This window comes from Kribbella soli (genome assembly GCF_004331345.1).
GTDB lineage: Bacteria > Actinomycetota > Actinomycetes > Propionibacteriales > Kribbellaceae > Kribbella > Kribbella soli.
Map to the genome: position 1 here is coordinate 636,645 of NZ_SJJZ01000002.1, position 24,479 is coordinate 661,123.

26 protein-coding genes are annotated in these 24,479 nt (G+C 69.1%); 13 read left to right on the top strand and 13 right to left on the bottom strand.

What is annotated here, in order from left to right; translation table 11 throughout:
• Window positions 1–167: 167 nt before the first annotated feature.
• Both E0H45_RS17225 and E0H45_RS17230 read right to left on the bottom strand, forming a co-directional pair.
• The gene (locus tag E0H45_RS17225) at window positions 168–1,715 is read right to left on the bottom strand and encodes an ABC transporter substrate-binding protein (RefSeq protein WP_131338434.1); all 1,548 of its coding nucleotides are present in this window, start codon (window positions 1,713–1,715) and stop codon (window positions 168–170) included.
• 72 nt (window positions 1,716–1,787) lie between these two features.
• Window positions 1,788–2,441 carry an HAD family hydrolase gene (locus tag E0H45_RS17230; RefSeq protein WP_238155059.1) on the bottom strand — a complete coding sequence of 218 codons (654 nt, stop codon included), beginning with the start codon at window positions 2,439–2,441 and terminating at the stop codon, window positions 1,788–1,790.
• A gap of 189 nt (window positions 2,442–2,630) precedes the next feature.
• On the opposite strand from E0H45_RS17230, the gene E0H45_RS17235 reads away from it, so the two are divergent.
• From E0H45_RS17235 to E0H45_RS17245, 3 genes are all read left to right on the top strand, one after another.
• Window positions 2,631–3,476: a PAC2 family protein gene (locus E0H45_RS17235; RefSeq protein ID WP_131338436.1), complete on the top strand. Its 846-nt coding sequence runs from the start codon at window positions 2,631–2,633 to the stop codon at window positions 3,474–3,476.
• A gap of 127 nt (window positions 3,477–3,603) precedes the next feature.
• Window positions 3,604–4,371, top strand: coding sequence for a L,D-transpeptidase (locus E0H45_RS17240; RefSeq protein ID WP_131338438.1), 768 nt, complete (start codon window positions 3,604–3,606; stop codon window positions 4,369–4,371).
• A gap of 10 nt (window positions 4,372–4,381) precedes the next feature.
• Window positions 4,382–5,275, top strand: a complete 894-nt coding sequence (locus E0H45_RS17245; RefSeq protein WP_131338439.1) for a hypothetical protein — start codon at window positions 4,382–4,384, stop codon at window positions 5,273–5,275.
• Window positions 5,276–5,337: 62 nt separating this feature from the next.
• Here E0H45_RS17245 and mshC read toward each other — a convergent pair whose 3' ends face one another.
• Window positions 5,338–6,558, bottom strand: a complete 1,221-nt coding sequence (mshC, locus tag E0H45_RS17250) for a cysteine--1-D-myo-inosityl 2-amino-2-deoxy-alpha-D-glucopyranoside ligase (protein WP_131338441.1) — start codon at window positions 6,556–6,558, stop codon at window positions 5,338–5,340.
• 102 nt (window positions 6,559–6,660) lie between these two features.
• On the opposite strand from mshC, the gene E0H45_RS17255 reads away from it, so the two are divergent.
• Window positions 6,661–7,359, top strand: coding sequence for a DUF6882 domain-containing protein (locus E0H45_RS17255; protein ID WP_131338443.1), 699 nt, complete (start codon window positions 6,661–6,663; stop codon window positions 7,357–7,359).
• On the opposite strand, the gene E0H45_RS17260 is transcribed toward E0H45_RS17255, so the two are convergent.
• The 3 genes from E0H45_RS17260 to E0H45_RS17275 form a co-directional block, all read right to left on the bottom strand.
• Complete coding sequence (locus E0H45_RS17260) at window positions 7,356–8,150, bottom strand: SCO1664 family protein (protein ID WP_131338445.1); 795 nt, start codon at window positions 8,148–8,150, stop codon at window positions 7,356–7,358. The two genes, E0H45_RS17255 and E0H45_RS17260, sit on opposite strands and share 4 nt — an antisense overlap.
• A gap of 7 nt (window positions 8,151–8,157) precedes the next feature.
• The gene (locus tag E0H45_RS17265; protein WP_131338447.1) at window positions 8,158–8,733 is read right to left on the bottom strand and encodes a DUF3090 family protein; all 576 of its coding nucleotides are present in this window, start codon (window positions 8,731–8,733) and stop codon (window positions 8,158–8,160) included.
• 179 nt (window positions 8,734–8,912) lie between these two features.
• A complete protein-coding gene (locus E0H45_RS17275; protein ID WP_131338450.1) occupies window positions 8,913–9,608 on the bottom strand; it encodes a histidine phosphatase family protein in 696 nt (231 codons plus the stop codon).
• A 49-nt stretch (window positions 9,609–9,657) separates the two neighbouring features.
• Between E0H45_RS17275 and corA the strand changes: the two genes are divergently transcribed.
• Window positions 9,658–10,629 carry a magnesium/cobalt transporter CorA gene (gene corA / locus E0H45_RS17280; protein ID WP_131338451.1) on the top strand — a complete coding sequence of 324 codons (972 nt, stop codon included), beginning with the start codon at window positions 9,658–9,660 and terminating at the stop codon, window positions 10,627–10,629.
• Here the strand turns inward: corA and E0H45_RS17285 are convergent.
• Window positions 10,626–11,453, bottom strand: a complete 828-nt coding sequence (locus E0H45_RS17285) for an undecaprenyl-diphosphate phosphatase (protein ID WP_131338453.1) — start codon at window positions 11,451–11,453, stop codon at window positions 10,626–10,628. The genes corA and E0H45_RS17285 overlap by 4 nt on opposite strands.
• A gap of 1 nt (window position 11,454) precedes the next feature.
• A complete protein-coding gene (locus tag E0H45_RS17290) occupies window positions 11,455–12,522 on the bottom strand; it encodes an LLM class F420-dependent oxidoreductase (protein WP_131338455.1) in 1,068 nt (355 codons plus the stop codon).
• Between the two features lie 51 nt (window positions 12,523–12,573).
• On the opposite strand from E0H45_RS17290, the gene E0H45_RS17295 reads away from it, so the two are divergent.
• Both E0H45_RS17295 and E0H45_RS17300 read left to right on the top strand, forming a co-directional pair.
• Window positions 12,574–13,515: an aldo/keto reductase gene (locus E0H45_RS17295; protein ID WP_131338457.1), complete on the top strand. Its 942-nt coding sequence runs from the start codon at window positions 12,574–12,576 to the stop codon at window positions 13,513–13,515.
• 21 nt (window positions 13,516–13,536) lie between these two features.
• Window positions 13,537–13,722: a DUF5703 family protein gene (locus tag E0H45_RS17300; protein WP_130385444.1), complete on the top strand. Its 186-nt coding sequence runs from the start codon at window positions 13,537–13,539 to the stop codon at window positions 13,720–13,722.
• Here the strand turns inward: E0H45_RS17300 and E0H45_RS17305 are convergent.
• A complete protein-coding gene (locus E0H45_RS17305) occupies window positions 13,697–14,725 on the bottom strand; it encodes a GAF domain-containing protein (RefSeq protein ID WP_131338459.1) in 1,029 nt (342 codons plus the stop codon). The two genes, E0H45_RS17300 and E0H45_RS17305, sit on opposite strands and share 26 nt — an antisense overlap.
• Window positions 14,726–14,735: 10 nt before the next feature.
• Entirely contained in the window at window positions 14,736–15,155 is a 420-nt protein-coding gene (locus E0H45_RS17310; protein WP_131338461.1) for an ester cyclase, read from the bottom strand.
• 124 nt (window positions 15,156–15,279) lie between these two features.
• Between E0H45_RS17310 and E0H45_RS17315 the strand changes: the two genes are divergently transcribed.
• From E0H45_RS17315 to E0H45_RS17325, 3 genes are read left to right on the top strand one after another with little or no spacing between them, the layout of a single operon-like run.
• Complete coding sequence (locus E0H45_RS17315) at window positions 15,280–15,747, top strand: MarR family winged helix-turn-helix transcriptional regulator (protein WP_131338463.1); 468 nt, start codon at window positions 15,280–15,282, stop codon at window positions 15,745–15,747.
• The gene (locus E0H45_RS17320; RefSeq protein WP_131338465.1) at window positions 15,744–16,559 is read left to right on the top strand and encodes an ABC transporter ATP-binding protein; all 816 of its coding nucleotides are present in this window, start codon (window positions 15,744–15,746) and stop codon (window positions 16,557–16,559) included. The genes E0H45_RS17315 and E0H45_RS17320 overlap by 4 nt, the downstream gene beginning before the upstream one ends.
• Entirely contained in the window at window positions 16,519–17,337 is an 819-nt protein-coding gene (locus tag E0H45_RS17325) for an ABC transporter permease (RefSeq protein ID WP_131338467.1), read from the top strand. The genes E0H45_RS17320 and E0H45_RS17325 overlap by 41 nt, the downstream gene beginning before the upstream one ends.
• A 77-nt stretch (window positions 17,338–17,414) precedes the next feature.
• On the opposite strand, the gene E0H45_RS17330 is transcribed toward E0H45_RS17325, so the two are convergent.
• Window positions 17,415–18,620, bottom strand: a complete 1,206-nt coding sequence (locus E0H45_RS17330) for an MFS transporter (protein WP_165546492.1) — start codon at window positions 18,618–18,620, stop codon at window positions 17,415–17,417.
• 73 nt (window positions 18,621–18,693) lie between these two features.
• Here E0H45_RS17330 and E0H45_RS17335 point away from each other — a divergent pair, with 73 nt between their 5' ends.
• The 3 genes from E0H45_RS17335 (at window position 18,694) to E0H45_RS17345 (ending at window position 22,722) form a co-directional block, all read left to right on the top strand.
• The gene (locus E0H45_RS17335) at window positions 18,694–19,554 is read left to right on the top strand and encodes a LysR family transcriptional regulator (protein WP_131338471.1); all 861 of its coding nucleotides are present in this window, start codon (window positions 18,694–18,696) and stop codon (window positions 19,552–19,554) included.
• Window positions 19,555–19,659: 105 nt separating this feature from the next.
• A complete protein-coding gene (locus E0H45_RS17340; protein ID WP_165546493.1) occupies window positions 19,660–20,238 on the top strand; it encodes a lysoplasmalogenase in 579 nt (192 codons plus the stop codon).
• Window positions 20,239–20,271: 33 nt separating this feature from the next.
• Complete coding sequence (locus E0H45_RS17345) at window positions 20,272–22,722, top strand: glycosyl hydrolase (RefSeq protein ID WP_131338475.1); 2,451 nt, start codon at window positions 20,272–20,274, stop codon at window positions 22,720–22,722.
• Here E0H45_RS17345 and E0H45_RS17350 read toward each other — a convergent pair.
• Complete coding sequence (locus tag E0H45_RS17350) at window positions 22,713–24,038, bottom strand: M20/M25/M40 family metallo-hydrolase (protein ID WP_131338477.1); 1,326 nt, start codon at window positions 24,036–24,038, stop codon at window positions 22,713–22,715. The genes E0H45_RS17345 and E0H45_RS17350 overlap by 10 nt on opposite strands.
• Before the next feature lie 38 nt (window positions 24,039–24,076).
• Window positions 24,077–24,478: a Rieske (2Fe-2S) protein gene (locus E0H45_RS43245; protein ID WP_238155060.1), complete on the bottom strand. Its 402-nt coding sequence runs from the start codon at window positions 24,476–24,478 to the stop codon at window positions 24,077–24,079.
• Between the last annotated feature and the right edge of the window lies 1 nt (window position 24,479).

Genomic DNA, 24,479 nt, shown 5'->3' on the forward strand with positions numbered 1-24,479 from the left:
GGAGTCAAACGCGGAAAGTGCTGCGTTGCCCGATCGTGATCGTCAGGAAATCGTCCCGTATCGTGGACTTTCCGCAGTAAACCACGGCGTCGCACCCACGGTCGCCGGGACCTCGCGAACCGTTACTGCCATGGCATCTTTGTGTCACACAGCCGAAGGCTGGAATGTCACCGTCGAAGACCGGAAAGATAGAGGAACGAGAGCGGATCGAGAGCCGTCTTGAGGTTCTCCAGATCCTTGCCCGCGACCACCGCGACCCGACCCTGCCAGCTGGGAATCACCGGAACCTCCCGTGCGATCACTCCCTGTAACTGCCCGATGAGATCGTCGCGTTTCAGACCGTTCTGCTCGGTCCGTTCCTGCTGCAGCAACTTGCTGGCAGCCGCCGATCGGTAGCCGTTCACGAACGGGGTCAGGTAGTCGTCCGCATCCGGGTACGCCGGAGTCCAGCCGGCCTGGTAGAGGTCGTACGCCCCGGCCTTCGTCAGCGCCTGGTACTGCGGCCACTCCGCGCCCCGCAACGTCACCCGGAACAACCCGGACGCCTCCAGCTGCCGCTTCAGCTCCAGCACCTCGGCCTTCGCACCGGTGCCGTACTGCGACGGGGTCCACCCGATCGTCAGCGGCACGGGTACGGCGATGTTCGCCTCCTTGAGGATGGCCGCGGCCGCTGTCTTGTTCGGCTGCTTGTACTCCGTCTTGAACGCGTCGGCCTGCCCGCCGTAGCCGGGCGGCACGACCGAGTACAGCGGCGACACGTGGTCGCCGTACGCCTTCTTCGCGATCGCCGGGCGGTCGATCAGCTGCGCCACGGCCCGCCGTACGGCCGGATTGCGGGCCAGCAACGACTTCATCTGGAACGCGAACAGCCGGATCTCCGCGGAGCCCGTCTCGACGACCTGGACCTGGTCGGACTTGCGCAGCTTGTCCAGCAGGCTCGGGCCGAAGCCGTGGAACGCGAGGTCCGCCTTGCCGGTCGTCACCGCCTGGTAGAGCGCGTTCGAGTCCTTCATCAGGCTGATCGTGACGCCGTCGTTCTGCGCCGCCCGCGGACCGCGGTACCCGGCGAACTTCGTCAGCGTGACCTCCGTACCCGGCTTGTACGCCGCCAACTGGTACGGCCCGCTGCCGATCGCCTTCGTGTCGAGCAGCTTGTTCGCCGGGTACGACTCCTCGTCGACGATCGAGGACGCGGTCGTCGTCAGCAGGTACGGCAGGCGCGCGTCCGGGCTGGTCAGGTTGAACACCGCCGTCAGCTCGTCCGGCGTACTCACCGACTTCACCGAGGAGAACAGCGCCGCCGCTCCCCCGGCCGTCTTCAGCCGGACCAGCCGGTCGAAGCTGAACTTCACGTCCGACGAGGTCAGCTCGTGCCCGTTCGGGAAGGTCAGGTGCTCCTTCAGGCTGCACGTGTACGTCGTCGGCGAGTCGAACTGGCAGTCCGCGGCGTCCGGCACCGGGGTCGGCTTGTCCGGCAGGATCGTCAGCAGCGTCTGGTAGAGGTTCGCCTGGACGGTCCGCGAGCCCACGTCGTACTTCCCGGCCGGGTCGAGCGACGAGATCGTGTCCGTGGTCGCGAGCCGCAGCAGCATCAGCTTCGGCGTCGGCTCCCCCGGGTGCGGGGCGTTGTCGTCCGGCTCACCGCAGGCAGCCAAGGACACGCCCAGCGCACCTACCGCCACGGCCGCCGACACCCGGCGCACCCACTCACTCACCGTCTCACCTTTCCCCAGCCCATACCCCACTACCGAACAACGCCCCCGAGGGCACCAAGTGACGGTAGCTCGTCAACGGAGCAGCGAACGCAGTGACTCCGGGGTGAGCGGCTCGAGCGACTTCACCACGAGCCGCCGCGGCGCGTCCGGGATCGTCACCCACTGCGGTACGGCGACGACGTACATGCCGGCCGCCGTCCCGGCCTGGGTGCCGGTCATCGAGTCCTCGATCACGACGCAGTTCGCCGGGTCCACACCGAGCCTGGCGGCGCCGGTCAGGTACGGCTCCGGGTTCGGCTTGCCCAGCGTCACCTCGTCACCGGCCACGATCACCGCGAACGGATCCGGCGGCAGGTGCCCGAGCACCGCGTCGATCATCACCCGGTACGACGCCGACACCAGCGCGCACGGGATGTCTTCCTTGCGCAGCGCCTGCAGCAGCTCGAGCGCACCAGGCTGGAAGGCCACCTCCTTGCGGAGCGCCTCCACCACCTCGGAGAACATCCGGTCGGCCAGCTCCTCGGCGCTGATCACGCCTTCCGGGATCCGCGCCATCCAGACCTGTACGGCGTCGCGCAGGTCGCTCCCGATCAAGGTCATGCAGTCCTCGATCGTCCAGGTCGCGCCGAGCTCGGCCAGCAGCTCCAGCTGCACCTCCGCCCAGACCTTCTCGGAGTCGACCAACGTCCCGTCCATGTCCCACAGCACCGCTTGCAGGGCCGGCAACTACTGCTCCTCTGTTGTTGTCGGTGGTCGTCTCCACCGCTCAGGTCCCGTCCATTCTCCCTGGTCCGGCGCGACACGTTCCGCCTGGGGTGAAACCAGGCACACGCGAACAGCGGAGCACGTAGGCTGGGCAGTCCGGTTTCCGGTGACCCCACCGGATTCGCTACAGAGACGACAGGGAGCCTGCGAGTGGTTGACCTCGCGAACCTGAGGGACCCGGTCGTGATCGCCGCGTTCGAGGGCTGGAACGACGCGGCCGAGGCGGCCACCGGAGCGGTCGACCACCTGATCGACGAGTGGGAGGCCGAGCTCGTCACCGCGATCGACCCCGAGGACTACTACGACTACCAGGTGAACCGTCCCCGGGTCGGCCTCGACGAGGACGGCGTACGGCACCTGACCTGGCCGACCACCCGGATCTACCTGGCCCGTCCGGACGACACCGGCCGCGACGTGCTGCTGATCCGCGGCGTCGAGCCGAACATGCGCTGGCGGGCGTTCTCCCGGGAACTGCTGGAGATCGTCGACGAGTCGAACGCGCAGCTCGTCGTCGTCCTGGGCGCCCTGCTCGCGGACTCCCCGCACACCCGTCCGATCCCGGTCTCCGCGACCTCGTCCGACGAGGAACTGACCGCGGCGTGGAGCCTGGAGCCGTCGACGTACGAAGGTCCCACCGGCATCACCGGTGTCTTCGCCGACCTGTGCACCACCCTCGGCGTGCCGGCGGTGTCCATCTGGTCCGCGATCCCGCATTACATCGCAGGTACGCCGTGCCCGAAGGCGTCGCTGGCGTTGCTCAGCAAGATCGAGGCGCTCCTCGACATGGCCATGCCCGAAGGTGACCTCCCGGAGCTCGCGCGCGCCTGGCAGCGCGGCGCGGACGAGCTCAGCGAGGAGGACCCCGAGGTCGCGGAGTACGTGCAGTCGCTGGAGGAGCAGCGCGACACGGCCGACCTCCCGGAGGCCACCGGCGAGGCGATCGCCGCCGAGTTCGAGCGCTACCTCAAACGCCGCAACAAGAACCACGGCGACTAGCTCTTCGCATCCCCGCCGCGCCCGTAACCGCCACAGGGTGTGGACCGTTGTTACCAGTGGGTTTATTCTCGACCGGACTACTGGGGGGTGACGGTCTGCCGTCACCGGGACCACGGGGAGCAATCGGATGCGCGACGAGCGAGGCAGTACGTCGGTGCCTGCGCTGGCTGTGCTCGTGCTGCTCGGCGTGGTCGCCGCCGTCGGGATCCTCGGCAACAAGAAGCACGAGACCGTCGACCTCACCACGCTGACCGCCTCGACGACCTCGACGACGATCACCACCGCACCGCTCGACGGTGAGCCGTACGCCGGGACCACCGGGCTCGTCGTGCACCCGCGCGCCGAGGAAGCGCTGTACAGCTCTCCCGACGCGGACGCGTTCGGCAAGATCGGCCCGACCCAGTTCGGGCCGACCTGGCTGCCGGTGGTCGAGCAGACCGACGGCTGGGTCCGGGTACTGCTCCCCTCCAAGCCCAACCGGTCCACCGGCTGGCTCCAGGACGAAGGGCTCGACCGGGCCACCTCGTCGTACCTGATCCGCGTGCACACCAGTTCGCGGACGCTCGAGCTCTTCGAGAACAACAAGAGCCTCGGCACCTGGAAGGCCGGGGTCGGCGCGACGAAGACGCCGACGCCGCCGGGACGGACGTTCCTGCTCGGCTCGATCATCGACCACAAGCGCTCGGCGTCGCCGATCGTGCTGCCATTGGGTGCACACAGTCCCACCTTGGACACGTTCGGTGGCGGACCTGGTACGGTCGCGATCCACGGCTGGCCGAATCCGCGCGTGTTCGGTGCCGCGATCAGCGCGGGCTGCGTCCGGGTGCCGAAGACCGCCCTCGCCCACCTGCAGAAGGTTCCGCTCGGGACGCTCGTCCTGATCGACAGCAAATAAGGAGATTCCGATGCGACGACAGTTGACTCCGACCGTGCTGACGGCTGCGGCCGTGGCGGGCGTCGTGACGTTCAGCCTGGTCGCGAGCGCCCCCGTCGGCAACGCGGCGGCCCGCCCGTCCTCGGCGTACGCCGTGAGCGCCGAAGGCCAGGTGCCGATCCCGAAGACGCCGTACGCCGAGTCTCTGGACGGCACGCGGCACACGACGTCCGCGCTCGAGCTCCCGAAGAACCCGCTGATCTCGGTCCGGGCCGGTACGGCGACCGCGGGCAACGACTCGGCCTCGGTCGAGCTGTTCGACATCGTCGTCGGCCCCGACATCCTGAGCCAGGTGACGATCCCGCCGGAGCTGAAGCAGCAGTGCTCCACGCTGCCGAAGACCGGCGCGGACAACCTGCCGCTCCCGGACATCGCACTGCCCGACCTCGGTCTGCCGTTGCCGAAGCTGAGCACCAAGGACCTGCCGGTCAAGAACCTGCCGGACCTGTGCAACCTGCTGCTGAACCCGCCGAAGTCGCTGCTCGGCATCGACTCGCTGAACGTCTGGTGCTCCGGCGACGAGGGTGGCGTCGACATCGGCTCGCTGACGCTGCTCGGTCAGACCATCAAGCTGCCGAGCACGAAGCAGAGCGCTTCCTTGCCCTCCAACCCGCTGGCGAGCATCACGGTCAACAGTCAGGGCAAGCACTCCGACGGCGCGTTCACCATCACCGGCCTGAGCATCAACCTGGGCGGCGGGACCGAGGTCATCAACCTGGCGTCGGCGACCTGCGCCAAGCCGGCCGCCAAGCCGAAGCCCAAGCCCCAACCGCAGGCGCCCCACGAGGCCCCGGCCCAGGTCAACACCCCGCCGGCCGCCCCCGTCCCGACCCCGGTCAAAACCCACCACCCGGTCACCGGCTGACCATCGAACTTGGGGAGGATCTTGTGCCGAATCGGGCACAAGATCCTCCCCAAGTCGTTCGATTAGAGCTTCACACCCAGTAGCGCGTCACAGGCTTGGGCGATGAGCGCGGGCGCCTGCGGATCGTCGCCGTCGGTTGCCGCCCACTCGTCGAGGGCCGCCAGTGCGCCGGCGGAGTCCAGGTCGTTGGTGAGTGCCGCCCGTACGGCGTCCACGACAGCCGCACCATCCGGCCCGGCGTCGCGCGCCACGGCCGCACGCCACCGCTCGAGCCGAGCCTGCCCGTCGGGCAGGTCGGACTCTGCCCAGAACCAGTCGGTCCGGTAGTGGTGGGTGAGCAGCGCGAGCCGGATCGCCATCGGGTCCGCGCCCGCGAGGCGCTCCTTCGAGACCAGCACCAGGTTGCCCTTGGACTTCGACATCTTCTCGCCGTCGAGACCGACCATCGCCTGATGCACGTAGGCCCGAGCGAAGGGGTGCTCCCCCGTCGCGACCTGCGCGCCGCTCGCGGACATCTCGTGGTGCGGGAAGATCAGGTCCGACCCGCCGCCCTGGACGTCGAACGACATCCCGAGGTACTTCAGCGCGATCGCGGAACACTCGACGTGCCAGCCCGGCCGGCCACGGCCGAGCGCCGAGTCCCAGGCGGGCTCTCCCGGGCGCTCGTGCCGCCACAGCAGGCTGTCCAGCGGGTCCTGTTTGCCTTCGCGGTCCGGGTCGCCGCCGCGCTCCGCGAACAGCTCGCGCATCGTGTCGCGGTCGTAGTTGGACACGCCGCCGAACGCCGGGTCGGCCTTCACGGCGAAGTACAGGTCGCCGTCGACGGAGTACACCGCGTCGGCGGCGCGCAGGTCCTCGACCGCGCTCGCGACCAGGTCGATCGACTCGACCACACCGATGTAGTGCTGCGGCGGAATCACCCGCAGCGCGGTCATGTCGTCGCGGAACAGCTGGATCTCCCGCGCCGCGAGGTCGGTCCACTCGACACCGGTCGCGGTCGCGCGCTCGAGCAGCGGGTCGTCGACGTCGGTGATGTTCTGGGTGTACGAGACGTCGTACCCGGCGTCCCGCCAGAGGCGGTTGATCAGGTCGAACGTGACGTACGTCGCGGCGTGACCCATGTGCGTCGCGTCGTACGGCGTGATGCCGCAGACGTACATGCGAGCGGTCCCGCCGTCGGTCGGCGGCACCTCGACCAGGCCGCGCGAGGCGGTGTCGTAGAGGCGTAGCCGCCGGGCGGGCCCGGGTACGCCCGGGATGTCTGGTTTCGTCCACGCCTGCATGTATCGGAGCTTATGCCAGTCCGATTTTCAATGACGCGACACGGTTCCACTCCGTGGTCCGGCACCCGGCATGCACCCCGCCTGCGGATAGCCTCGCGGACGATGAGTGCAGACTTCAGTCCCGAGCTCCAGTCGTACGGCGGCTGGATCGCCGCGGCCGCGATTCAGCAGCAGGACCTGTTCAACGAGGTGGTCGGACCGGACTCGCTGCAGGCCGATCTCGACGCGCGGACGCTCGGCGGTGAGCGCGGCGTACTGCGTGGGATCTCGCTGCTCGGCAGCTTCTCGGAGCTCGACCGGACCTGGCTGTGGGGCTGGGCGAACCCGGGCTTCGGGCCGGACGCGCCCGCGGTCGCCTCGACGCTCGCGATCCGCGAGTTCGGTGAGCGCCACGGGATCAGTGAGTTCACCACCGAGAGCCCGGATCTGAGCGGGTTCGACCAGCCGGCGCAGGCGGCGATCACGCTCGCGATCACCGCCGGCTCCGTCCTCGGCGGCCGTGGGGTCTGGTCGACCGCGATCAACGAGGGCCGCGGGCACGTGTACCTGCATGTCGCCGACGAGCAGCTGCCGCTGGCCGGGTTCGACGCGGTCGCCACGCCGCGGCTGCTGATGACCGCGATCAGCGTCTTCCCCGCCGACCACCGGCAGGTCGTCCGCGGCTACTTCCACCACTTCGGCCTGCAGTACGACGAGAGTTCGAACGCGATCCGCGGTACGTCGCCGAACGGCAGCACGGTCGTCGTCGAGTTCGACGAACTGGGCCGGGTCGGCAACGTCAGCGTGCAGCCGAAGGCCTAGAACGCCGGCCAGGGGATCGCGGGCCAGTCGTCGCTCGGGTACGGGAAGATCCCGGTCTTGAGCAGCGTCGAGCAGCGTTCCCGGGTCGCGGTCAGCTCGACGGCGGTGACGAGCTCACACAGTTGTTGCCCGAGGCCACCGGCCAGTTGATCGGCCAGTCGCCGTACGTCGTCCAGCATGCCTGCCGGGATGGGGTCACCGGCCCAGCCCCACAGGACGGTACGGAGCTTGTCGTCGGCGTTGAACGTGACGCCGTGGTCCACGCCGTACACCCGGCCGTCGCCCGGGTTCAGCACGTGGCCGCCCTTGCGGTCGGCATTGTTGACCACGGCATCGAACACGGCCATCCGCCGCAACGCGTCGTTGTCGGCGTGCACCAACGAGACCGGGTTGTGGCGGCCGTCGAGCGCGTCCAGGACACCGACCCATCCGGCGGGCACGCGGCCCTGCGGCACGATGTCGACCAGCTCGGTCTCCCCCGGTCCGAGCTCGGCCTCGTCGATCCACAACTGGACCATGCCTTCACCGAGCGGCCCGTCGCGCAGCAGCGTCGGCGGCACGATCGACCAGCCGAGCGCCTCGGACACGACGTACGCCGCGAACTCACGCTGGGCGAGCGTGCCGTCGGGGAAGTCCCACAGCGGCCGCTCCCCCTCGATCGGCTTGTAGACCACGGTCGCGGTCTCGCCGGCCAGGCTGACCGAACCCTGGTACGTACCGTTCGACGCCGCGACCAGGCGACCGTGCAACGACAGCTCCCCTAGAGCGAGGAGCTCCGGATCAGTGGTCATTCCGGCGTCATTCCGGCAGATGCCTGCGGTAGCCGTTGGCCCGCGGGCAGATGTGGCCGTCGGCGTCGATCGGCCGGCCGCAGAACGGGCAGCTCGGACGTCCGGACGCGACCAGCGCGACCGCCCGCCGGGCGAACGCACGGGCCTGCTCCTCGGTGATCCGGACGATGAACACCTCGGCGTCGTCGGACTCCATCGCGGCGGTGACCGGGTCGGTCTCCTCCAGGTCGGCCTGCTCGCCGGTGACGACCGCGAACACCTCGATCACCACCCGCTCGGCGTCGGCCTCCCACGCCAGCGTCATGGTGCCGGCCCGGAACTCCTCCTCGATCGGCTGCTCGAGCGGCGCGGTGTCGTCCCCCGCGGTCTGCGCGACCGGGTCGCGGTCGAAGCGCCGGGCCACCTCGTCCAGCATCACGTCGAGTCGCTCCGCGAGCGCCATCACCTGTTCCTTCTCGCACGCCACCGACGTGAGCCGTTGCCCGGCCCGGGCCTGCAGGAAGAACGTCCTCGCACCGGGTTCCCCCACGGTGCCGGCGACGAACCGCTCAGGGTCGTCGAAGGAGTGCACAACTCGCGCCATACGTAGACCCTAGAACATGCGCGGTTGTCCCGTGCCGTCGCGAGCAGGTGCCCGGTGGTGTAGCTGGGTGTGCTGGGGGCGAGGTCTCGATGCGGAGCATCGTGGCCTTGCCACCAGTGCAGCCAGATGCGCCGCCGGGTGCCGCGCAGTAGGCACGGGGCAACCGCGCATGTTCTCAATTACCGTCCACCGACCACAGCGTCGGACGACTGCTTCTTGGGCTTGCCTTTCGCTGACGGCTTAGGGATCAGCGATGCGAGTTCGCTGCCGGAGTCGTTCAGCCGGACCAGGAACGGGCGGGTCGCGGTGTAGGTGATGATCGTCGTCGACGCCGTGTCCACGACGATCCGCTGGAACGTGTCCAGGTGCTGACCGAGAGCGTCCGCGACGATCGCCTTGATCACGTCGCCGTGCGAGACCGCGACCCAGATCGCGTTCGGCCCGTGGCTTTTCGCGAGCTCCGCGTCGTGCGCCCGGACGGCGTCGACACCGCGCTGCTGCATCGCCCGCATCGACTCGCCGTTCGGGAACGTGACGGCGGACGGGTGCTGCTGCACGACCGCCCACAGCGGGTCCTTCGCCAGCGTGGCGATCTTCTCGCCGGTCCAGTCGCCGTACCCGCACTCGGTCAGCCGGCGATCCGTTGCCGGACGCAACCCGGCGTGGTGCTTCGCGATCGCGGCGGCGGTCTGCTTGCAGCGCTCGAGCGGGGAGGTGACGATCGCGGCCAGCGGCAGTTCGGCGAGCCGCTGCGCGACGGCAGCGGCCTGCTGTACGCCGGTGTCGTCCAGCTTCACGCCCGGCGTACGACCCGCCAGCGTGCCGGACGTGTTCGAGGAACTACGACCGTGGCGAACGAGAATCACGGTGGGCATGCAGTGCACGTTATCTCCTCCGCGCAAGTCCTGATGCCATGATGGGGGTGTGATCGTGGACTGCGGGGTGTATGCCGCCGGGGAGCGGCAGGACCTGCCCAAGGATCCCGAGACGGTTGCCCAGGCCATCGACGAGAGGGCCGACAGCTTCGGCTGGATCGGGCTGCACGAGCCGTCGGACGCCGAGATGGCGCGGGTACAGCGGCTGTTCGGCCTGCACGATCTCGCGATCGAGGACGCGCTGCAGCTCCACCAGCGCCCCAAGGTGGAGCGGTTCGGTGACACGCTCCTTGTCGTACTGCGGACACTCTGGTACGTCGACGAGGGCGACGCCGTCGAGACGGGGCAGGTGACGGCCTTCGTCGGACCGCGGTACGTCGTGACCGTGCGGCACGGGGAAGGCGGCGAACTCGCCACCACCCGGCACCACCTCGAGGAACGCGCCTCGATGCTCGGGCATGGCCCGGCCGCGGTGCTGTGGGCGATCTCGGACGCGATCGTGGACGACTACGAGCGGGTCGCCGAGCAGGTCGAGATCGACGTCGACGAGATCGAGTCCTCGGTGTTCTCCCCCGAGCGGACCAGCGACGCGGAGCGGATCTACCGGCTGAAGCGCGAGGTGCTGGAGATGCGCCGCGCGATCGACCCGTTGCGGGAGCCGATGGAGCAGTTCGCGCACGGAGTGGCCGGGCTCGGCCCGAAGGCGAGCCCGTTCTTCCGCGACGTCGCCGACCACCTCAGCCGGGTCTCCGACCAGGCCGAGGCGATCGACACACTGCTCACGTCCGCCCTGAACGCGCACCTCGCCCGCGTCTCGGTCCAGCAGAACGACGACATGCGCAAGATCTCCGCGTGGGTCGCCATCGCCGCCGTACCGACGATGCTGGCCGGTATCTACGGCATGAACTTCGACAACATGCCGGAGCTCCGCTGGCACTTCGGGTACTACGCCATCCTGCTGCTGATGGCGGTCGTCTGCGTCACCATGTACCGCTTCTTCCGCAAGGTCGGCTGGCTCTAGGTTGCCGTGATCGTGCTCGTCGACAGCAGGATGATCAGCACGATGCCGAGCAGGACGCGGTAGAACGCGAAGACCTCGATCGAGTGCTTGGCGACGAACCGCAGCAGCCACGCGACGGACGCGTACGCGACCACGAAGCTGACGGCCGTGCCGACCAGCAGCGGTACGACGCCGACGTCGCCGTTGAGCGCATCCTTCAACTCGTAGATGCCCGCCCCGACCAGCGCGGGAATGCCCAGCAGGAACGCGATCCGGGTCGCGGCGACCCGGTCGAGGCCGCAGAACAGACCGGCCGAGATCGTCGCACCGGACCGGGACACGCCGGGGATCAGCGCGAGGCACTGCACGACGCCCATCACGATCGCGTCGAGGAGCGTGATGCGGGTGAGCGGGCGCTCCTTCGTGCCCAGCCGCTCGGCGGCGACCATGACGAACGACCACCCGATCAGCGCGCCGGCCACCCACCACAGGCTGCGCAGCGGCCCCGAGATCAGGTCCCGCGCCAGGAAGCCGACGATCACGATCGGCATCGAGCCGACGATCACGTACCAGCCCATCCGGTGGTCGAACTCGCCGCGGTACTCCGGCTTCGCGATGCCGCGGACCCAGGCGATCGCGATCCGCCGGATGTCCTTCCAGAAGTACAGCACCACCGCCGCGATCGCCCCGATCTGGATCACCGCGGTGAATCCGGTGATCGACGGGTCGTCGATCTGCAGCCCGAGCATCTTCGCCACGATCGTCAGATGCCCGGTGCTGGAGACCGGCAGGAATTCGGTCAGGCCCTCGACGATGCCGAGGATGATGGAGTCCCAGATCGTCATATCAGTTGCCGACTCCGGAGAGCTCCAGAGCCTCGGCAGCGGTCCGCAGGTCGGCGATCCGCTGCTCGACGGTCGACGCGAACGGCGTCAGTGCGACCGTCGTCGCCCCGGCCTCGGCGTACGCCGTGAGCTTGTCGGCCATCCGCTCCTTGCTGCCGAGCAGCGAGATCGAATCCAGGAACCCGAACGGTACGGCGGCCATCGCCTCGCGGTGCTTCTTGTCCAGGTAGAGGTCCTGGATCTCCTTCGCCTCCTCGGCGTACCCCATCCGGACCGCGAGCGCGTTGTAGAAGTTCTTCTCCCGGCTGCCCATGCCGCCGATGTACAGGGCGGCGTACCCACGGACCGGGTCGGCCGCCGCCTGGATGTCGTCACCGGTCATCAGCGGGGTGGTGACGACGACGTCGAAACCGTCGAGGTCCTGCTGACGAGGCTCCGCCGACCTTCTTCGGCGGCCCGTCTTGATGTGGTTCAACTGCTCTCCAAGGAAGCCGGGGTCGTTGAGGATCCCGAGCCAGCCGTCGGCGATCTCGCCGGCCAGCTCGAGGTTCTTCGGGCCGACCGCGGCCAGGTACACCGGCACGTGGTCGCGGATCGGCCGCACGGTCAGTTTCAGCGCCTTGCCCGGTCCGTCCGGCAGCGGCAGGGTGAAGTACTTGCCCTCGTACGCCACTGTCTCGCGCCGCAGGGCCGCGTTCACGATGTCAACGTACTCACGGGTCCTGAGCAGAGGCTGAGAAAACCGCACGCCGTGCCAGCCCTCCGACACCTGTGGCCCGGACACGCCGAGACCGAGCCGGAACCGGCCGTTCGACAGCCGGTCCAGGGTGGCCGCCGTCATCGCGGTCATCGCCGGCGTCCGGGCCGGGATCTGGAAGACCGCGGCGCCGACGTCGATGGTGGTGGTCTGGGCGGCGATCCAGCTGAGCAGCGTCGCGGCGTCCGAGCCGTACGCCTCCGCAGCCCAGGTGACCGAGAAACCGAGCGCCTCGGCCTCCTTCACCAGCCTCAGGTGGTCCAGATGGTCGTCGCCGCCGTAGACGAAGCCGATGTTGAGTCCGAGTCGCATGACTGGCGAGCCTAGCGAGCCGTTGTCGGTGGGCCGCAATAGGCTCGGTACATGCAGCAGCGCTATCTCGGTCACAGTGGACTGGCGGTGAGCCGACTCGGGCTGGGCACCATGTCGTGGGGCCGGGACACCGACGAGCACGAGGCGCGCGAGCAGCTCGCCGCGTTCGTGTCCGCCGGCGGCACGCTCGTCGACACCGCCGCGGCGTACGGCGACGGCGACAGCGAGCAGCTGATCGGGTCGCTGATCGGCGACGTCGTGGACCGCGACGACCTGGTGATCGCGACCAAGGCCGGGTTCAGCGTCCGCCGGGGCGAGCGGGTCACCGACACCTCCCGCGGCGCGCTGCTGCGCGATCTCGAGGGCTCGCTGCGCCGGATGAACGTCGACCACATCGACCTCTGGCAGCTGCACACCTGGTCCGACGACGTGCCGCTGGAGGAGACGCTCTCGGCGCTCGACCACGCCGTCAGCTCCGGCAAGGTGCGGTATGTCGGCATCTCGAACTACGCCGGCTGGAAGGCCGCCCGCGCCGTCACCTGGCAGCAGGCGTGGCCGGGCCGCGCGGTCCCGGTCTGCAACCAGGTCGAGTACTCGCTGCTCGCCCGCGACGCCGAACTGGACGCGATCCGCGCGGCCGCCGGCCTCGGGATCGGGGTCCTCGCCTGGTCGCCGCTCGGCCGCGGCGTGCTGACCGGGAAGTACCGCACAGGCATCCCCGCAGACTCCCGGGCGGCGTCTCAGCATCTGTCCAGATTCGTCGACCCCTACCTCGACGCGCGGGCTTCAGGCATCGTGGAAGCGGTCGCACGAGCCGCCGACGGGCTCGGCTGGACCCCGCTCGAGGTCGCACTGACCTGGGTGCGGGACCGGCCGGGGGTGTCAGCGGCCATCGTCGGGGCCCGGACGGCACTGCAACTGAAGTCTGTACTGGGTGTGGAGGAGCTCACATTGCCGCCCGCCATCGCCGCGGCACTGGAGGATGTTTCCTGAAGGTCGTAGTTGGAGGTGTGGATGGCCGAGTACGAGCTGCAGCAGTTCGAGGTATCCAGGACGGAGTCCCGCGGTGCGGTGCGCAAACTGCTCACCGAGCACGCGGAGTACGGCGGGTGGGAGCTGGCCCGTCTGCGTCGCTATCCGGACGGTTCCCGACGCGTGTGGTTGCGCCGCCGCATCATCCGCGTGATGCGGACCCTCTGAGCAGGACGGTTACCAGTTCCCGTCGGCTGCCGACGCCGACCTTGTCGAACGACGCCCGTACATGCTCCTGCACGGTGTGCGGCGACAGACACAACCGCTCCACGATCTGCCGCGTCGAGTACCCACGCAGCAACAACTCGGTCACCCGCTGCTGAGCAGGTGTGAGCCCGTGCAGGTCAAGCAGCAGGGATCCCAGCTGGGCCGGCGTCACCGGCTCGATCACGACCGCCGTCTGCCCGTTCTCACCGAGCTTCGACGCCTGCAGCCCGAGCCACTCACCCCGCCGCGTCCTGACCTTCAGCCGGGTCGTGGCCCGGTCGACGTGCATCCGCGCAGCCACCGACCGCACCGCCACCGGCAACTCCCCCGGGGCACCGAGCTCATCGAGCCAGTACTCCGCCTCAACGCTGACCGACTCCACCCGCAGTGCAGCGTCGAGGACCACGACTCCTGGCCCCGGTTGTTCGCCCTGCCCGGTCGTCGCAGGGTTCTTTCCGAGTCCGCGGCGTAGTCCCTCGCCGAGATGCGGCGCGAGCCGCCGTACCAGCTGGATCTCGTGCTCGGAGAACCCCGCGTCGGCGTCCTCCCGGTGCAGGCAGAGCACTCCCCAGCACCGGCCGTTCGACATCAAGGCCGCCCGCAACTCGTCGCCCAGGCCGAGCGGCCGCATCACCTCGACGTACCGCGGGCTGCTCCGCCAGTCGCCCCGCGTCGCCTGAGCGAGCGTTTGCACCGGCTCCGGCCCACCGGCGAGGACGGCGAACTTGTTCACGTCGTCCTGCCCGAACTCGTTCGCGATGAACTGGCTGGTGACCGCGCCGAGCGGCTCGTCCACCAGCACCGAAGTGAACAGGACAGTCGCCGGATCCACCGTCGCGAAGAACGCCGCGTCGACTGTCAGCACGCCCCGCAGCCGCGCGAGCGCCTCGGAGCGCAACTGATCGGCATCCAGTCCTGCGTCGCAGCGCTGGATCAGCACCTCGAGGCGATCCCCCACCCCCATGATTGCGATGCTACGCCGGTACGACACCGAGTTGCTTGAGAAAGCTGAGATCGTCGAGCCGTCCCCAGCGCTCCACGATCAGACCGTCGCGGAGCCGGAAGATGTTGATCCCCGGCAGGCTGATGACCTTCCCGGTCGCCGGCACCCCCATCACTTCGCCGCGGTGCGTCCCACCGGCCGTGAACCGCTCGACGACGAGGTCGCCTTCCGCGATCAGCTCGTGCAACTCACTGCGCCAGTCCGGGAACGCGGCGCGCATCATCCCGCCGGCCGTCCGCATACCCTCACGGTCGGCCGTGACACCGAACGGCGGGTCGTGGTTGACGAAGTCCTCGGCCAGGTAGGTGTCCACCGCGCCGAGATCCCCCTTGGTGAACAGACCGTCGATGAAGTCCTTGACGACGGCTTTGTTGCTGTCTGCTGAACTCATGGTCGCGCTCCTCGCATCGATCCTCATGTCATCGATCGTCGGCGCGACCCCGTCCGGCCGGTACCCCGATTAGTTGGGGTTCTCGCTGGTGAATTATCTCTGCAACAGAGGTATTCTCGACTGTGTGACCGAGGTTCTCGCCGAGGAGTTGCTGGCGGCGATCGGGCTGGTGCGGCGGCACCTGCGCCGATCCGTCGGGCGGCCGTTTCCACTGTCCGCGCTCACCGACTCCCAGGCGGAGCTGGTCCGGACCGTCCGCCGCAACCCGGGCATCTCCGTCGCCGAGGCCGCGGCCGAGCTCGGCCTGGTCGCGAACACCGTGTCGACCCTCGTCGGCCAACTCACCGAGCGCGGCCTGCTGGAGCGCACCCCCGACGAATCCGATCGCCGCGTCGCGCGGTTGACGCTGACGGAGCCGGCCCGCGAACAGGTCGAGGCCTGGCGCGATCGCCGGACGGCGTTGGTCACTCGGACGCTCGACGACCTGACCTCGGACGACCGTGCGGCGTTGAGGTCGGCACTGCCCGTTCTCGCCGTACTGGCTGAACGCTTGCACCCCTTGGAAGAACAGCAACGGAAGGTGCGCACATGACTGCAGACCCCCCGCCCGCAGTGGAGGTCACCGGGCTCAGTCATCGGTTCCGCGACCAGGTCGCGGTCGACGATCTCGACCTGACCGTCTCCCCCGGCGAATGCTTCGGCCTCCTCGGTCCCAACGGGGCCGGCAAGACGACAACGCTGCGCGTGCTGAACACGCTCTACCCGCCCCAGTCCGGATCGGTCCGCGTCTTCGGCCTCGACGTCCACACCGACGCGATGTCCGTACGGCGCCTGCTCGGATACGTCCCGCAACAGCTGTCCATCGAGGGAGCGCTCTCCGGACGAGAGAACGTTTCCTGGTTCGCGCGGCTGTACGACGTACCGCGGCGCGAACGGGCCGCGCGGGTGGCCGAGGTACTGGAGATCGTCGACCTCACCGATGCGGCCGACCGGCTCGCGTCGTCGTACTCCGGCGGCATGGTGCGGCGGCTCGAACTCGCGCAGGCGCTGGTCAACCGGCCCGCGCTGCTCGTGCTGGACGAGCCGACGGTCGGGCTCGACCCGGTGGCGCGGGACTCGGTGTGGGCGCGGGTGCAGGAGATGCAGGAGCGGTACGGGATGACCGTGCTGCTGACCACGCACTACATGGAGGAGGCCGACATCCTCTGCGACCGGGTTGCGTTGATGCACCTCGGCCGGCTCCGCGCCGTCGGTACGCCGAACGAGTTGAAGGCCGAGCTCGGTCCGGACGCGAGCCTCGAGGACGTGTTCCGGCACCACACCGGCGAGAGCCTCGAAGGTCAGGCGAAGGGAGGCCTGCGCGATGTCCGTGGCACCCGCCGCACCGCCCAGCGCATGGGTTGATTCGCGGCCGCGCGCCGTGCTCCGGCTGTTCTCCAGGATCGGCACGTTCTGCCTGATCGAGCTACAGAAGCTCCGGCACGACCGGACCGAGCTGATCACGCGAGCAATCCAGCCGGTGCTGTGGCTGGTGATCTTCGGCCAGACGTTCAGCCGGATCCGGGCGATCCCGACCGGCGATGTGCCGTACCTGGACTATCTCGCGCCTGGGATCATCGCGCAGTCGGCACTGTTCGTGGCCATTTTCTACGGGATCCAGATCATCTGGGAACGTGACGCCGGGATTCTCACGAAGTTGCTGGTCACGCCGTCACCGCGTTCCGCACTGGTCGCCGGGAAGGCGTTCGCCGCCGGCGTGCGGACGATCTCCCAGGCGATCGTCGTTCTCATCGTCGCAGCGCTGCTCGGCGTCAGCCTCACGTGGAATCCGCTGAAGCTGCTCGCCGTTCTCGCGGTCGTGGTCCTCGGCGCCGCGTTCTTCTCCTGTCTCTCGATGACGATCGCCGGCCTGGTCCTGCGTCGCGACCGCCTGATGGGCATCGGCCAGGCGATCACGATGCCGCTGTTCTTCGCCTCCAACGCCCTCTACCCCGTCGACATCATGCCCGGCTGGCTCCGAGCCCTCTCCCACGCCAACCCCCTGACGTACGAAGTGAGCGCTCTCCGAGGCTTGCTCATCGGCCAGCCCACCAACTACCTACTCGACTTCACCGTCCTGATCGTCGCCGCCATCGCAGGCATCTGCGCGGCCGCCGCTCTCATGGGCCGTCTGGCGCGCTAGAGAACGCGTTTCCGATGGGGTCGTTGTGCATGAACGCCGGCCACGCGTCAGCGAACTCGTACATCCGCTCCAGGTACTCAGGCCGCTCGGCCAAGGTGGTGATCGCGATCTCGGACATGACCTGCAGTCTGGCACCGAAGCAGCACTAGTACGGCGACAGCCGCGGTGACGAGCCCCGATCCGATCAACGCGATCTCGGCTCCGAGAGCGCCGATGATCGGTCCTCCGACGAGCATCCCCGCCGCGCTTCCGGCGTTCACGACGACGCTTTGCCCGGAGAGCAACGCGCGTCGCTCGGCGCCGGCCGACGACCGGGTGATGAGAACGGAGATCGCCGCGATCCCGATCACCACGGTCACTCCCGACAACGCGCCCATCACGGCGACCACGGGAGGTGTCGTCCACACCCCCATTCCGACCCAGCACAGCCCGCTCCACGCCCACGCCATCGACGCGGTCACGACCGGCCTGGTACGCCGTACCACTGCCAACGACACCGCAGTCCCGACGAGCGACCCCACGCCATACCCGGTCATCCCCGCCGCCAGGTAAATCCCAGGCTGCCCGCGCTCCTCGCCCAGCACCGACAGCCCCAACGTGAACGCGAACCAGGTAACGCATCCGGTTCCGCGGACCACCCACCCGTACGCGACCTCGGGCCGGCCGCGCAGGCTCCCGCGGATCGACGGCGTCACCCCTCCTTCTGGGGCGCGCTCGGCCCGCACACTGCACGCCAGCAATCCGGCGCCGGCAACTGTTGCGGCCTCGACCCACAGCAACCCGCTCGTCAACCCGGTCGACACCGCCAACGCACCGACGGTCGGGCCGATCAGCATCCCCAGTCGTCGTAGTCCGTCCTGCCAGGTCAGCAACTGCACTGCCCGACCGTCACCCCATCGGTCGCCGGTGTCGGCGAGCAATGCCGACCGTCCTGGGGTCGCCAGGGCGTCGCCGCACCCGAGCAGCAACCCGCTCATGATCAGCAACTCCGCAGACATGATCCCCAACCCGGCCGCCGCCGGTACCGACGCCAACGCGATCGCGGACACCAGCGCCACAACCGCGAGCCGCGGCCCCGAGTCCACCCACTGCCGCGCCTTTCGAGCCCACCACGGCGACAGCAGCACGGGTACCCCAGCCGCGCCAGCAACGAGTCCGGTGGCCGCCACCGATCCCGTTTCCCGAAGGATCACCAAGGGCAGCGCGACCTGAGAAATCCGGAACGCGAAGTCCGCCGTACCGCTTCCTGCCAGCAACGCCAACGCTTCAGATCTCGCCTTCACGCCTTTAATTCTTGGCGTTTCCCGCGGTCTCAGGTAGCCTGCACAGTTTGCCCGCATGCCATAGGCTCAGCCTATGGCCTCATTACCCTCGGTCGAGGACCTGCGGCTGGTCCAAGCCGTCACCCGCACCGGCGCTGTCGGCACAGCAGCCCGCGAACTCCGCATCTCCCAGCCTTCGGCGTCCCAACGCCTCGCCCGGCTGGAACGCCTCTGCGGCACCAAGCTGTTCGAGCGCGACACCCGCGGCGCCCGCCCCACCCCCGCCGGCGCCGAACTCGGCCGCCGCGCCGACCACATCCTCGGCCACCTCGAGGAGGTGTACGACGCCGCGCGCGCGGCCGCCGTCACACAGCGCCTCGTGATCGGCACGTTCGCCAGCCTCGCGCCGATCCTCTTCCCGGTCCTCGACGCCGACCTTCCCGACCTGGAGGTCCAGCAGCAGGTCGACCACGGCCATTTCCTCGTCGAACGCGTCGCCGAGGGCACCATGGATGCCGCCTTCATCGCGATCGCCGACCAGATGACACTCCCCCGTGGCACCGCCGCCCGCCGCGTCGGCCGCGACGAACTCGTCCTCTTCGTCCCATCCGGCGCCCGCCCACCCGGCCGCGGCCGCCGACCCCTGAAAGATCGCCAGATCGCGTTCTCCACGTACGACCGCGGCTCCGAAGAAATCCACTCCCGGCTGGCCGCCCAAGGCGCCGTCCCACGCCGCGGCGTCACCCTCAGCACCACCGTCGCGATGGCCCGCCGCAGCTCCCACCTGGCCCTCGTCCCCCGCAGCGCCCTGGCCACCGAGCTCCGCCCTGGCGAACACCTCACCCCCGCCCCCTTCCACTACCGCCTCACCCTCTCCGTAGTCACCACCCCAACCCCACCCAAGCCCCTGATCGCTCACCTCCCCCACCTCCGCGCCACGTTGAACTTGTCGTGAACAGCGGTGAGTCGCGGCGTCAGGTGTTGCAGACTCGGGCGCATGAAGCTGGGGCGGTTGGCGCGTGGGCGCCGGGTACTGGCAGGATTTTGGGGTGCGACTGTCGTGCAGGTTGCGGCGATCGTCATCGACGCCAAGATCCTCAAGCAGTCCAGCAAGGTCACGTTGATGCCGCTGCTCTGGCAGTGGTCGCGCACGCAGGACGCCCCGCCGCTCCTCCAGGCGGCACTGCTCGCATCGGCCGCCGGTGACCTCCTACTGGAGACCGACCTCCAACTCGCCGGTATCGCGGCGTTCGCGGCGGCACACGCTTGCTATCTCGCAGTGTTCCTCAGCAATCCGGCGCAGCGATCCTGGCGGGTACTCGCGGCGTACGCAGCCTTGTGGGCCGCCCTCATCGCGGTCCTGTCACCCGGACTCGGCAGCCAGCGCATCCCCGTCGCCGCCTACGCACTGTTGCTCACAGCAACCGCAGTCGCATCCCGCTGGCACAACACACGCAGCGGACTCGGTGCAGCGCTCTTTCTCGTTTCCGACGCGCTCATCGCCCTCCGCCTCGCCGGCCGCGACTTCCCCGGCCGGGGAGCGCTCACCATGTCGACGTACGCCGTCGGCCAGTACCTGCTGACCTCGGGCGTCACCACTAAGCAGGACGATCTGACCGGTAGTGGTCATCGCCGTTGACCGCGGGTCGCCGGTCCCTGTGGGGTGAACAGCATGGCGACCGTCGACGACGTACGACGACAGTTCCGGAACCCGCCGCCCGAGGGGCGGCCGATGATGCGCTGGTGGTGGTTCGGACCGTCCATCGAGCGAGACGAAATCGACCGCGAGCTGGAAGCCATGGCCGCGGCCGGGCTCGGCGGCGCCGAGGTGGCGTTCGTCTACCCGATGGGACCGGTGACGGCGCCGTTCGGATCGCCCGAGTTCCTCGAACTGGTCGGCCACGCGGCGCGAACCGCGCGACGACTCGGGTTGCGGTTCGACGTGACGCTCGGGAGCGGCTGGTCGTACGGCGGTCCGCACGTTGGGCCTGAGTACGCGGCACGGCAGTTGCACTGGGACCGTCGCGAGATCGGTGCGGCGGCGTACGACGTACCGATCGTGGCCGCCTGGCCCGGTGACGAGTTCGTCGCGGCGTACGTCGGCGACGGGTCGGGCGGCGCGCCGTCGTCGTACGTCGAGGTGCCCGTGAGCGACGGGATCATCCACGTACCGGCCGGCGGCCAGCCGCGCGAGGTGCTGATCGCGACGTCGCGCGTGACCGGGCAGCAGGTAAAGCGGACCGCGGTGGGAGCCGAGGGACACACGCTCGACCACTACTCGGCCGCCGCCGCGAACGAGCACATCAAGCAGGTCGCCGAGCCGTTGCTGCTCGCGGCCACGCCGGAGCTTCTCGGGTCCGTGTTCTGCGACAGCCTCGAGGTGTACGGCGGGGACTGGACGCCGACGATCTTCGACGAGTTCGTGAAACGCCGCGGGTACGAGCTGCGGCCGCGGCTCTTCGAGCTGCTCGTGGACACCGAGGGCTCGCGGCAGCTGCGGATCGACTTCGGGCGGACGCTGTCGGAGCTGTACGAGGACAACTTCCTGAAGGTGTTCCAGCAGTGGGCCGCCGGGTACGGCGTACCGTTCCGGATCCAGAGCTACGGTGAGCCGCCGGCGACGATGAGCAGCTATCGGCACGCCGACCTGTTCGAAGGCGAAGGCTGGGGATGGACGCGCATCCCCGAGACCCGCTGGGCGTCGTCGGCCGCGAACATCTACGGCCGTTCGGTCGTGTCCGCCGAGGTGTGGACGTGGGTCCACTCCCCCTCGTTCCGCGCCACGCCCCTGGACCTCCAGGGCGAGGCCCACGAACACTTTCTCTCCGGCGTCAACCAGCTCATCGGCCACGGCTGGCCCTACTCGCCGTCCGACGGGCCGGGGCTCGGGTGGATCTTCTACGCCGCCGGCGCACTCGACGACCGGAACCCATGGTGGCCGTCAGCAACCGCTCTCTTCCGTTCTCTCCACCGTCTCTCCTGGCTGCTCCAGCAGGGAACGCCGGTCCGGCCGGTGAAGATCTACATCCCGGCCTCCGACGCGTACGCCGCCGTACGCACGGGGCACGCCGAGCCGCTGAACCTCTACCGCGTCGCCCGCCGGCTGATCCCGGAGAGCGCTCCCCGGATGATCCGGGAGGCCGGACTCGACTTCGACCTGATCGACGACGACGCGCTCGCGGTCCTCGATCCCGCAGACGCACCGCTGGTCGTCGTACCCGAAGGAACCACGACACCGCCGGAGACCCAGCGCTGGCTGGATGCTGTCGTCGCGGCCGGCGGAAAGGTGATCGCCGACGTCAGCACCCTCGGCGAGCAGCTCCCGCCACCGGCGCTCGCTCCCCAACAGGACGTGGGCGTGGTCCACCGGCGCCTCGACGACGGCGACTTCTACTTCGTCGCCAACACCGGCCCGGAGATCCGCACCCTCACCTTCGACCAGCCGCTGGAACGCTGGAGAGCGCTCTCTGATGACGCCGAACTCACGGACACCGTCACTCTTCACCCCTACGAGTCAGCCGTCCTCATCCCAACCACCACACCCGCGACGACAGCTGAGGCCGCCACTGGTAAGGGGCTGCTGGTCGACCCGCTTCAGGACGGCTGGTCGGTTGCCTTTGGCAATGACAGTCGCCCGATCACGCTCCCGCACCGCTGGGAGGACGACCCGGCGCTGACGACGTACTCGGGCTCCGCGACGTACCGGACCGAGGTCGAGCTCCTGGACACCACAGGCCGCCTGCTCCTGGACTTCGGCGCGGGTGAACCGGTGGCACCCGACGGCGAGCCCTACGTCCCGGGCAACTCCTACCGCGCGCTCATTACCCCGCCCGTGGGCGTCGCGGCCGACATCTGGCTCAACGACACCCACTGCGGTTCGCTCTGGGCGCCGCCGTACCAGGTCGACCTCACAGGCGCCGCACGACCGGGCGTGAACGAGCTGCGCATCGTCGTACACAACACCGCCGCGAACGCGCTCTCCGCCGATCACCACCTGCTCGAGGCGGCAGCAGACGTCACCGCGCGCTACGGGCGGCGGTTCGACCTCCAGCACATCGAACACGCCGCCGACTACCTCAACTCCGGCCTACTGACCGAGCCGAGGATCATCCGTCAGGCCTGATCCAGGAACCGGTCCAGTACTCGCGACCCGAACTCGAGCGCCGAGGTCGGCACCCGTTCGTCGATGCCGTGGAACATGCCCATGAAGTCCAGGTCCGGCGGCAGCTGCAGCGGTACGAATCCGAAGCACCGCACGCCGAGCCGGCTCCACGACTTGGCGTCCGTGCCGCCCGACATCAGCAGCGGCGCGGTGCGGCTCTGCGGGTCCTCGGCCGCGAGGCACGCCTTCATCGCCTCGACCAGGCCGCCGCTGAACTCGGTCTCCAGCGCGATGTCCTGGACGACGGTCTCGCGCTGCACCTTGTCGCCGAGCAGCTCGTCGATGGTCGCGAAGAACTCGTCCTCGTGCCCGGGCAGGAACCGCCCGTCGATGTGTGCCTCCGCGTCACCCGGGATCACGTTCACCTTGTAGCCGGCGTTCAGCATCGTGGGGTTCGCGGTATTGCGGATCGTGGCGCCGAACATCCGGCTGAAGCTGCCCAGCTTCGCCAGCGTCGCGGTCATGTCCTCCGGGTCGAGCTCGACCTCGAGCACGTCCTCCAGCGTCTTCAGGAACTCGCGGACGGTCGGCGTGACGCGCAGCGGCCACTCGTGCGAACCGATCCGGGTGACCGCCTCGACCAGGTTCGTGACGGCGTTGTCGGTGTTGACCATCGACCCGTGCCCCGCCGTACCGCGGGCCTTGAGCCGCATCCAGTTCATGCCCTTCTCGGCGGTCTCGATCAGGTACAGCCGCAGGTCGTCCTTGACCGTGATCGAGAAACCGCCCACCTCGCCGATACCTTCGGTGCAGTCGGCAACGGTGTCCGGGTGGTTGTTGATCAGCCACTGGGCGCCGTACACGCCGCCGGCTTCCTCGTCGGCGGTGAACACGAGCCGGACGGGACGCCGCGGCTTCACGCCGGCGCGCTGCCGCGCTCGCACCACCGAAAGCACCATCGCGTCGAAGTCCTTCATGTCGACCGCGCCGCGACCCCACACGCACCCGTCGAAGATCTCACCCGCGAACGGGTCGACCTTCCAGTCCTTCGGATCCGCCGGTACGACGTCGAGGTGCCCGTGCACGAGCAGCGGGTCCGCACTCTGGTCCTCGCCGTCCCAATGCGCGACCAGCGTCGCCCGCCCCGGCTCCGACTCGTAGATCGTCGATTCGATCCCGACCTCGTCCAGCTTCGCGGCGACGTACTCCGCCGCGACGCGCTCCCCGTTGCTCTTGCCGTTCCCGTAGTTCGTGGTGTCGATCTGGATCAGCTCGCTACAGAGCTCCACTACTTCGGCATCGGGCGTGTACGCCGTACGGTCGCTGGAGGTCGTCATGTGCCCCATCCTCTCCCACCACGGCTGCGGAGGGGGATTCAGGTCAGGGTGATCGCGTCGCCTGAGACAGTGATCTGCTTCGGCGGCAGGGGGCGCGGCGCGGGGCCGGCCTGCACGGAGCCGTCCTCGACCGCGTACTTGCTGCCGTGGCAGTCGCAGTTGATCGTCCCGCTAGCAACGCTAGCGACCGGGCAGCTCTGGTGCGTGCAGATCGAGCTGAACGCCTTGAACGTGCCCTGGACGGGCTGCGTGACCACGACCTGCTGCGGCGCGAAGATCTTCCCGCCCCCGACCGGGATGTCCGCGGTCGGGCCGAGGAGGGTGTCGGCCGGCGCGGGCGCGGGCGTACTTTGCGGCTCGCCGTACTTCGCGCAGCCGGCCACAGTCGCCAGTCCGGCGGCGGCTCCGGTGAGGATGGTACGGCGGCTGGGTGCGTCCACA

Bases quoted from the DNA above. Each gene is read 5' to 3' on its own strand.
- E0H45_RS17345 (WP_131338475.1), top strand. From the start codon at position 20,272: ATGGCGACCGTCGACGACGTACGACGACAGTTCCGGAACCCGCCGCCC.
- E0H45_RS17310 (WP_131338461.1), bottom strand. From the start codon at position 15,155: ATGAGTTCAGCAGACAGCAACAAAGCCGTCGTCAAGGACTTCATCGAC.
- mshC (WP_131338441.1), bottom strand. From the start codon at position 6,558: ATGCAGGCGTGGACGAAACCAGACATCCCGGGCGTACCCGGGCCCGCC.
- E0H45_RS17275 (WP_131338450.1), bottom strand. From the start codon at position 9,608: ATGCCCACCGTGATTCTCGTTCGCCACGGTCGTAGTTCCTCGAACACG.
- E0H45_RS17295 (WP_131338457.1), top strand. From the start codon at position 12,574: ATGCAGCAGCGCTATCTCGGTCACAGTGGACTGGCGGTGAGCCGACTC.
- E0H45_RS17300 (WP_130385444.1), top strand. From the start codon at position 13,537: ATGGCCGAGTACGAGCTGCAGCAGTTCGAGGTATCCAGGACGGAGTCC.
- E0H45_RS17265 (WP_131338447.1), bottom strand. From the start codon at position 8,733: ATGGCGCGAGTTGTGCACTCCTTCGACGACCCTGAGCGGTTCGTCGCC.
- E0H45_RS17245 (WP_131338439.1), top strand. From the start codon at position 4,382: ATGCGACGACAGTTGACTCCGACCGTGCTGACGGCTGCGGCCGTGGCG.
- E0H45_RS17260 (WP_131338445.1), bottom strand. From the start codon at position 8,150: ATGACCACTGATCCGGAGCTCCTCGCTCTAGGGGAGCTGTCGTTGCAC.
- E0H45_RS17255 (WP_131338443.1), top strand. From the start codon at position 6,661: ATGAGTGCAGACTTCAGTCCCGAGCTCCAGTCGTACGGCGGCTGGATC.
- E0H45_RS17335 (WP_131338471.1), top strand. From the start codon at position 18,694: ATGGCCTCATTACCCTCGGTCGAGGACCTGCGGCTGGTCCAAGCCGTC.
- E0H45_RS17320 (WP_131338465.1), top strand. From the start codon at position 15,744: ATGACTGCAGACCCCCCGCCCGCAGTGGAGGTCACCGGGCTCAGTCAT.
- E0H45_RS17325 (WP_131338467.1), top strand. From the start codon at position 16,519: ATGTCCGTGGCACCCGCCGCACCGCCCAGCGCATGGGTTGATTCGCGG.
- E0H45_RS17285 (WP_131338453.1), bottom strand. From the start codon at position 11,453: ATGACGATCTGGGACTCCATCATCCTCGGCATCGTCGAGGGCCTGACC.
- E0H45_RS17305 (WP_131338459.1), bottom strand. From the start codon at position 14,725: ATGGGGGTGGGGGATCGCCTCGAGGTGCTGATCCAGCGCTGCGACGCA.
- E0H45_RS17290 (WP_131338455.1), bottom strand. From the start codon at position 12,522: ATGCGACTCGGACTCAACATCGGCTTCGTCTACGGCGGCGACGACCAT.
- E0H45_RS17240 (WP_131338438.1), top strand. From the start codon at position 3,604: ATGCGCGACGAGCGAGGCAGTACGTCGGTGCCTGCGCTGGCTGTGCTC.
- E0H45_RS17350 (WP_131338477.1), bottom strand. From the start codon at position 24,038: ATGACGACCTCCAGCGACCGTACGGCGTACACGCCCGATGCCGAAGTA.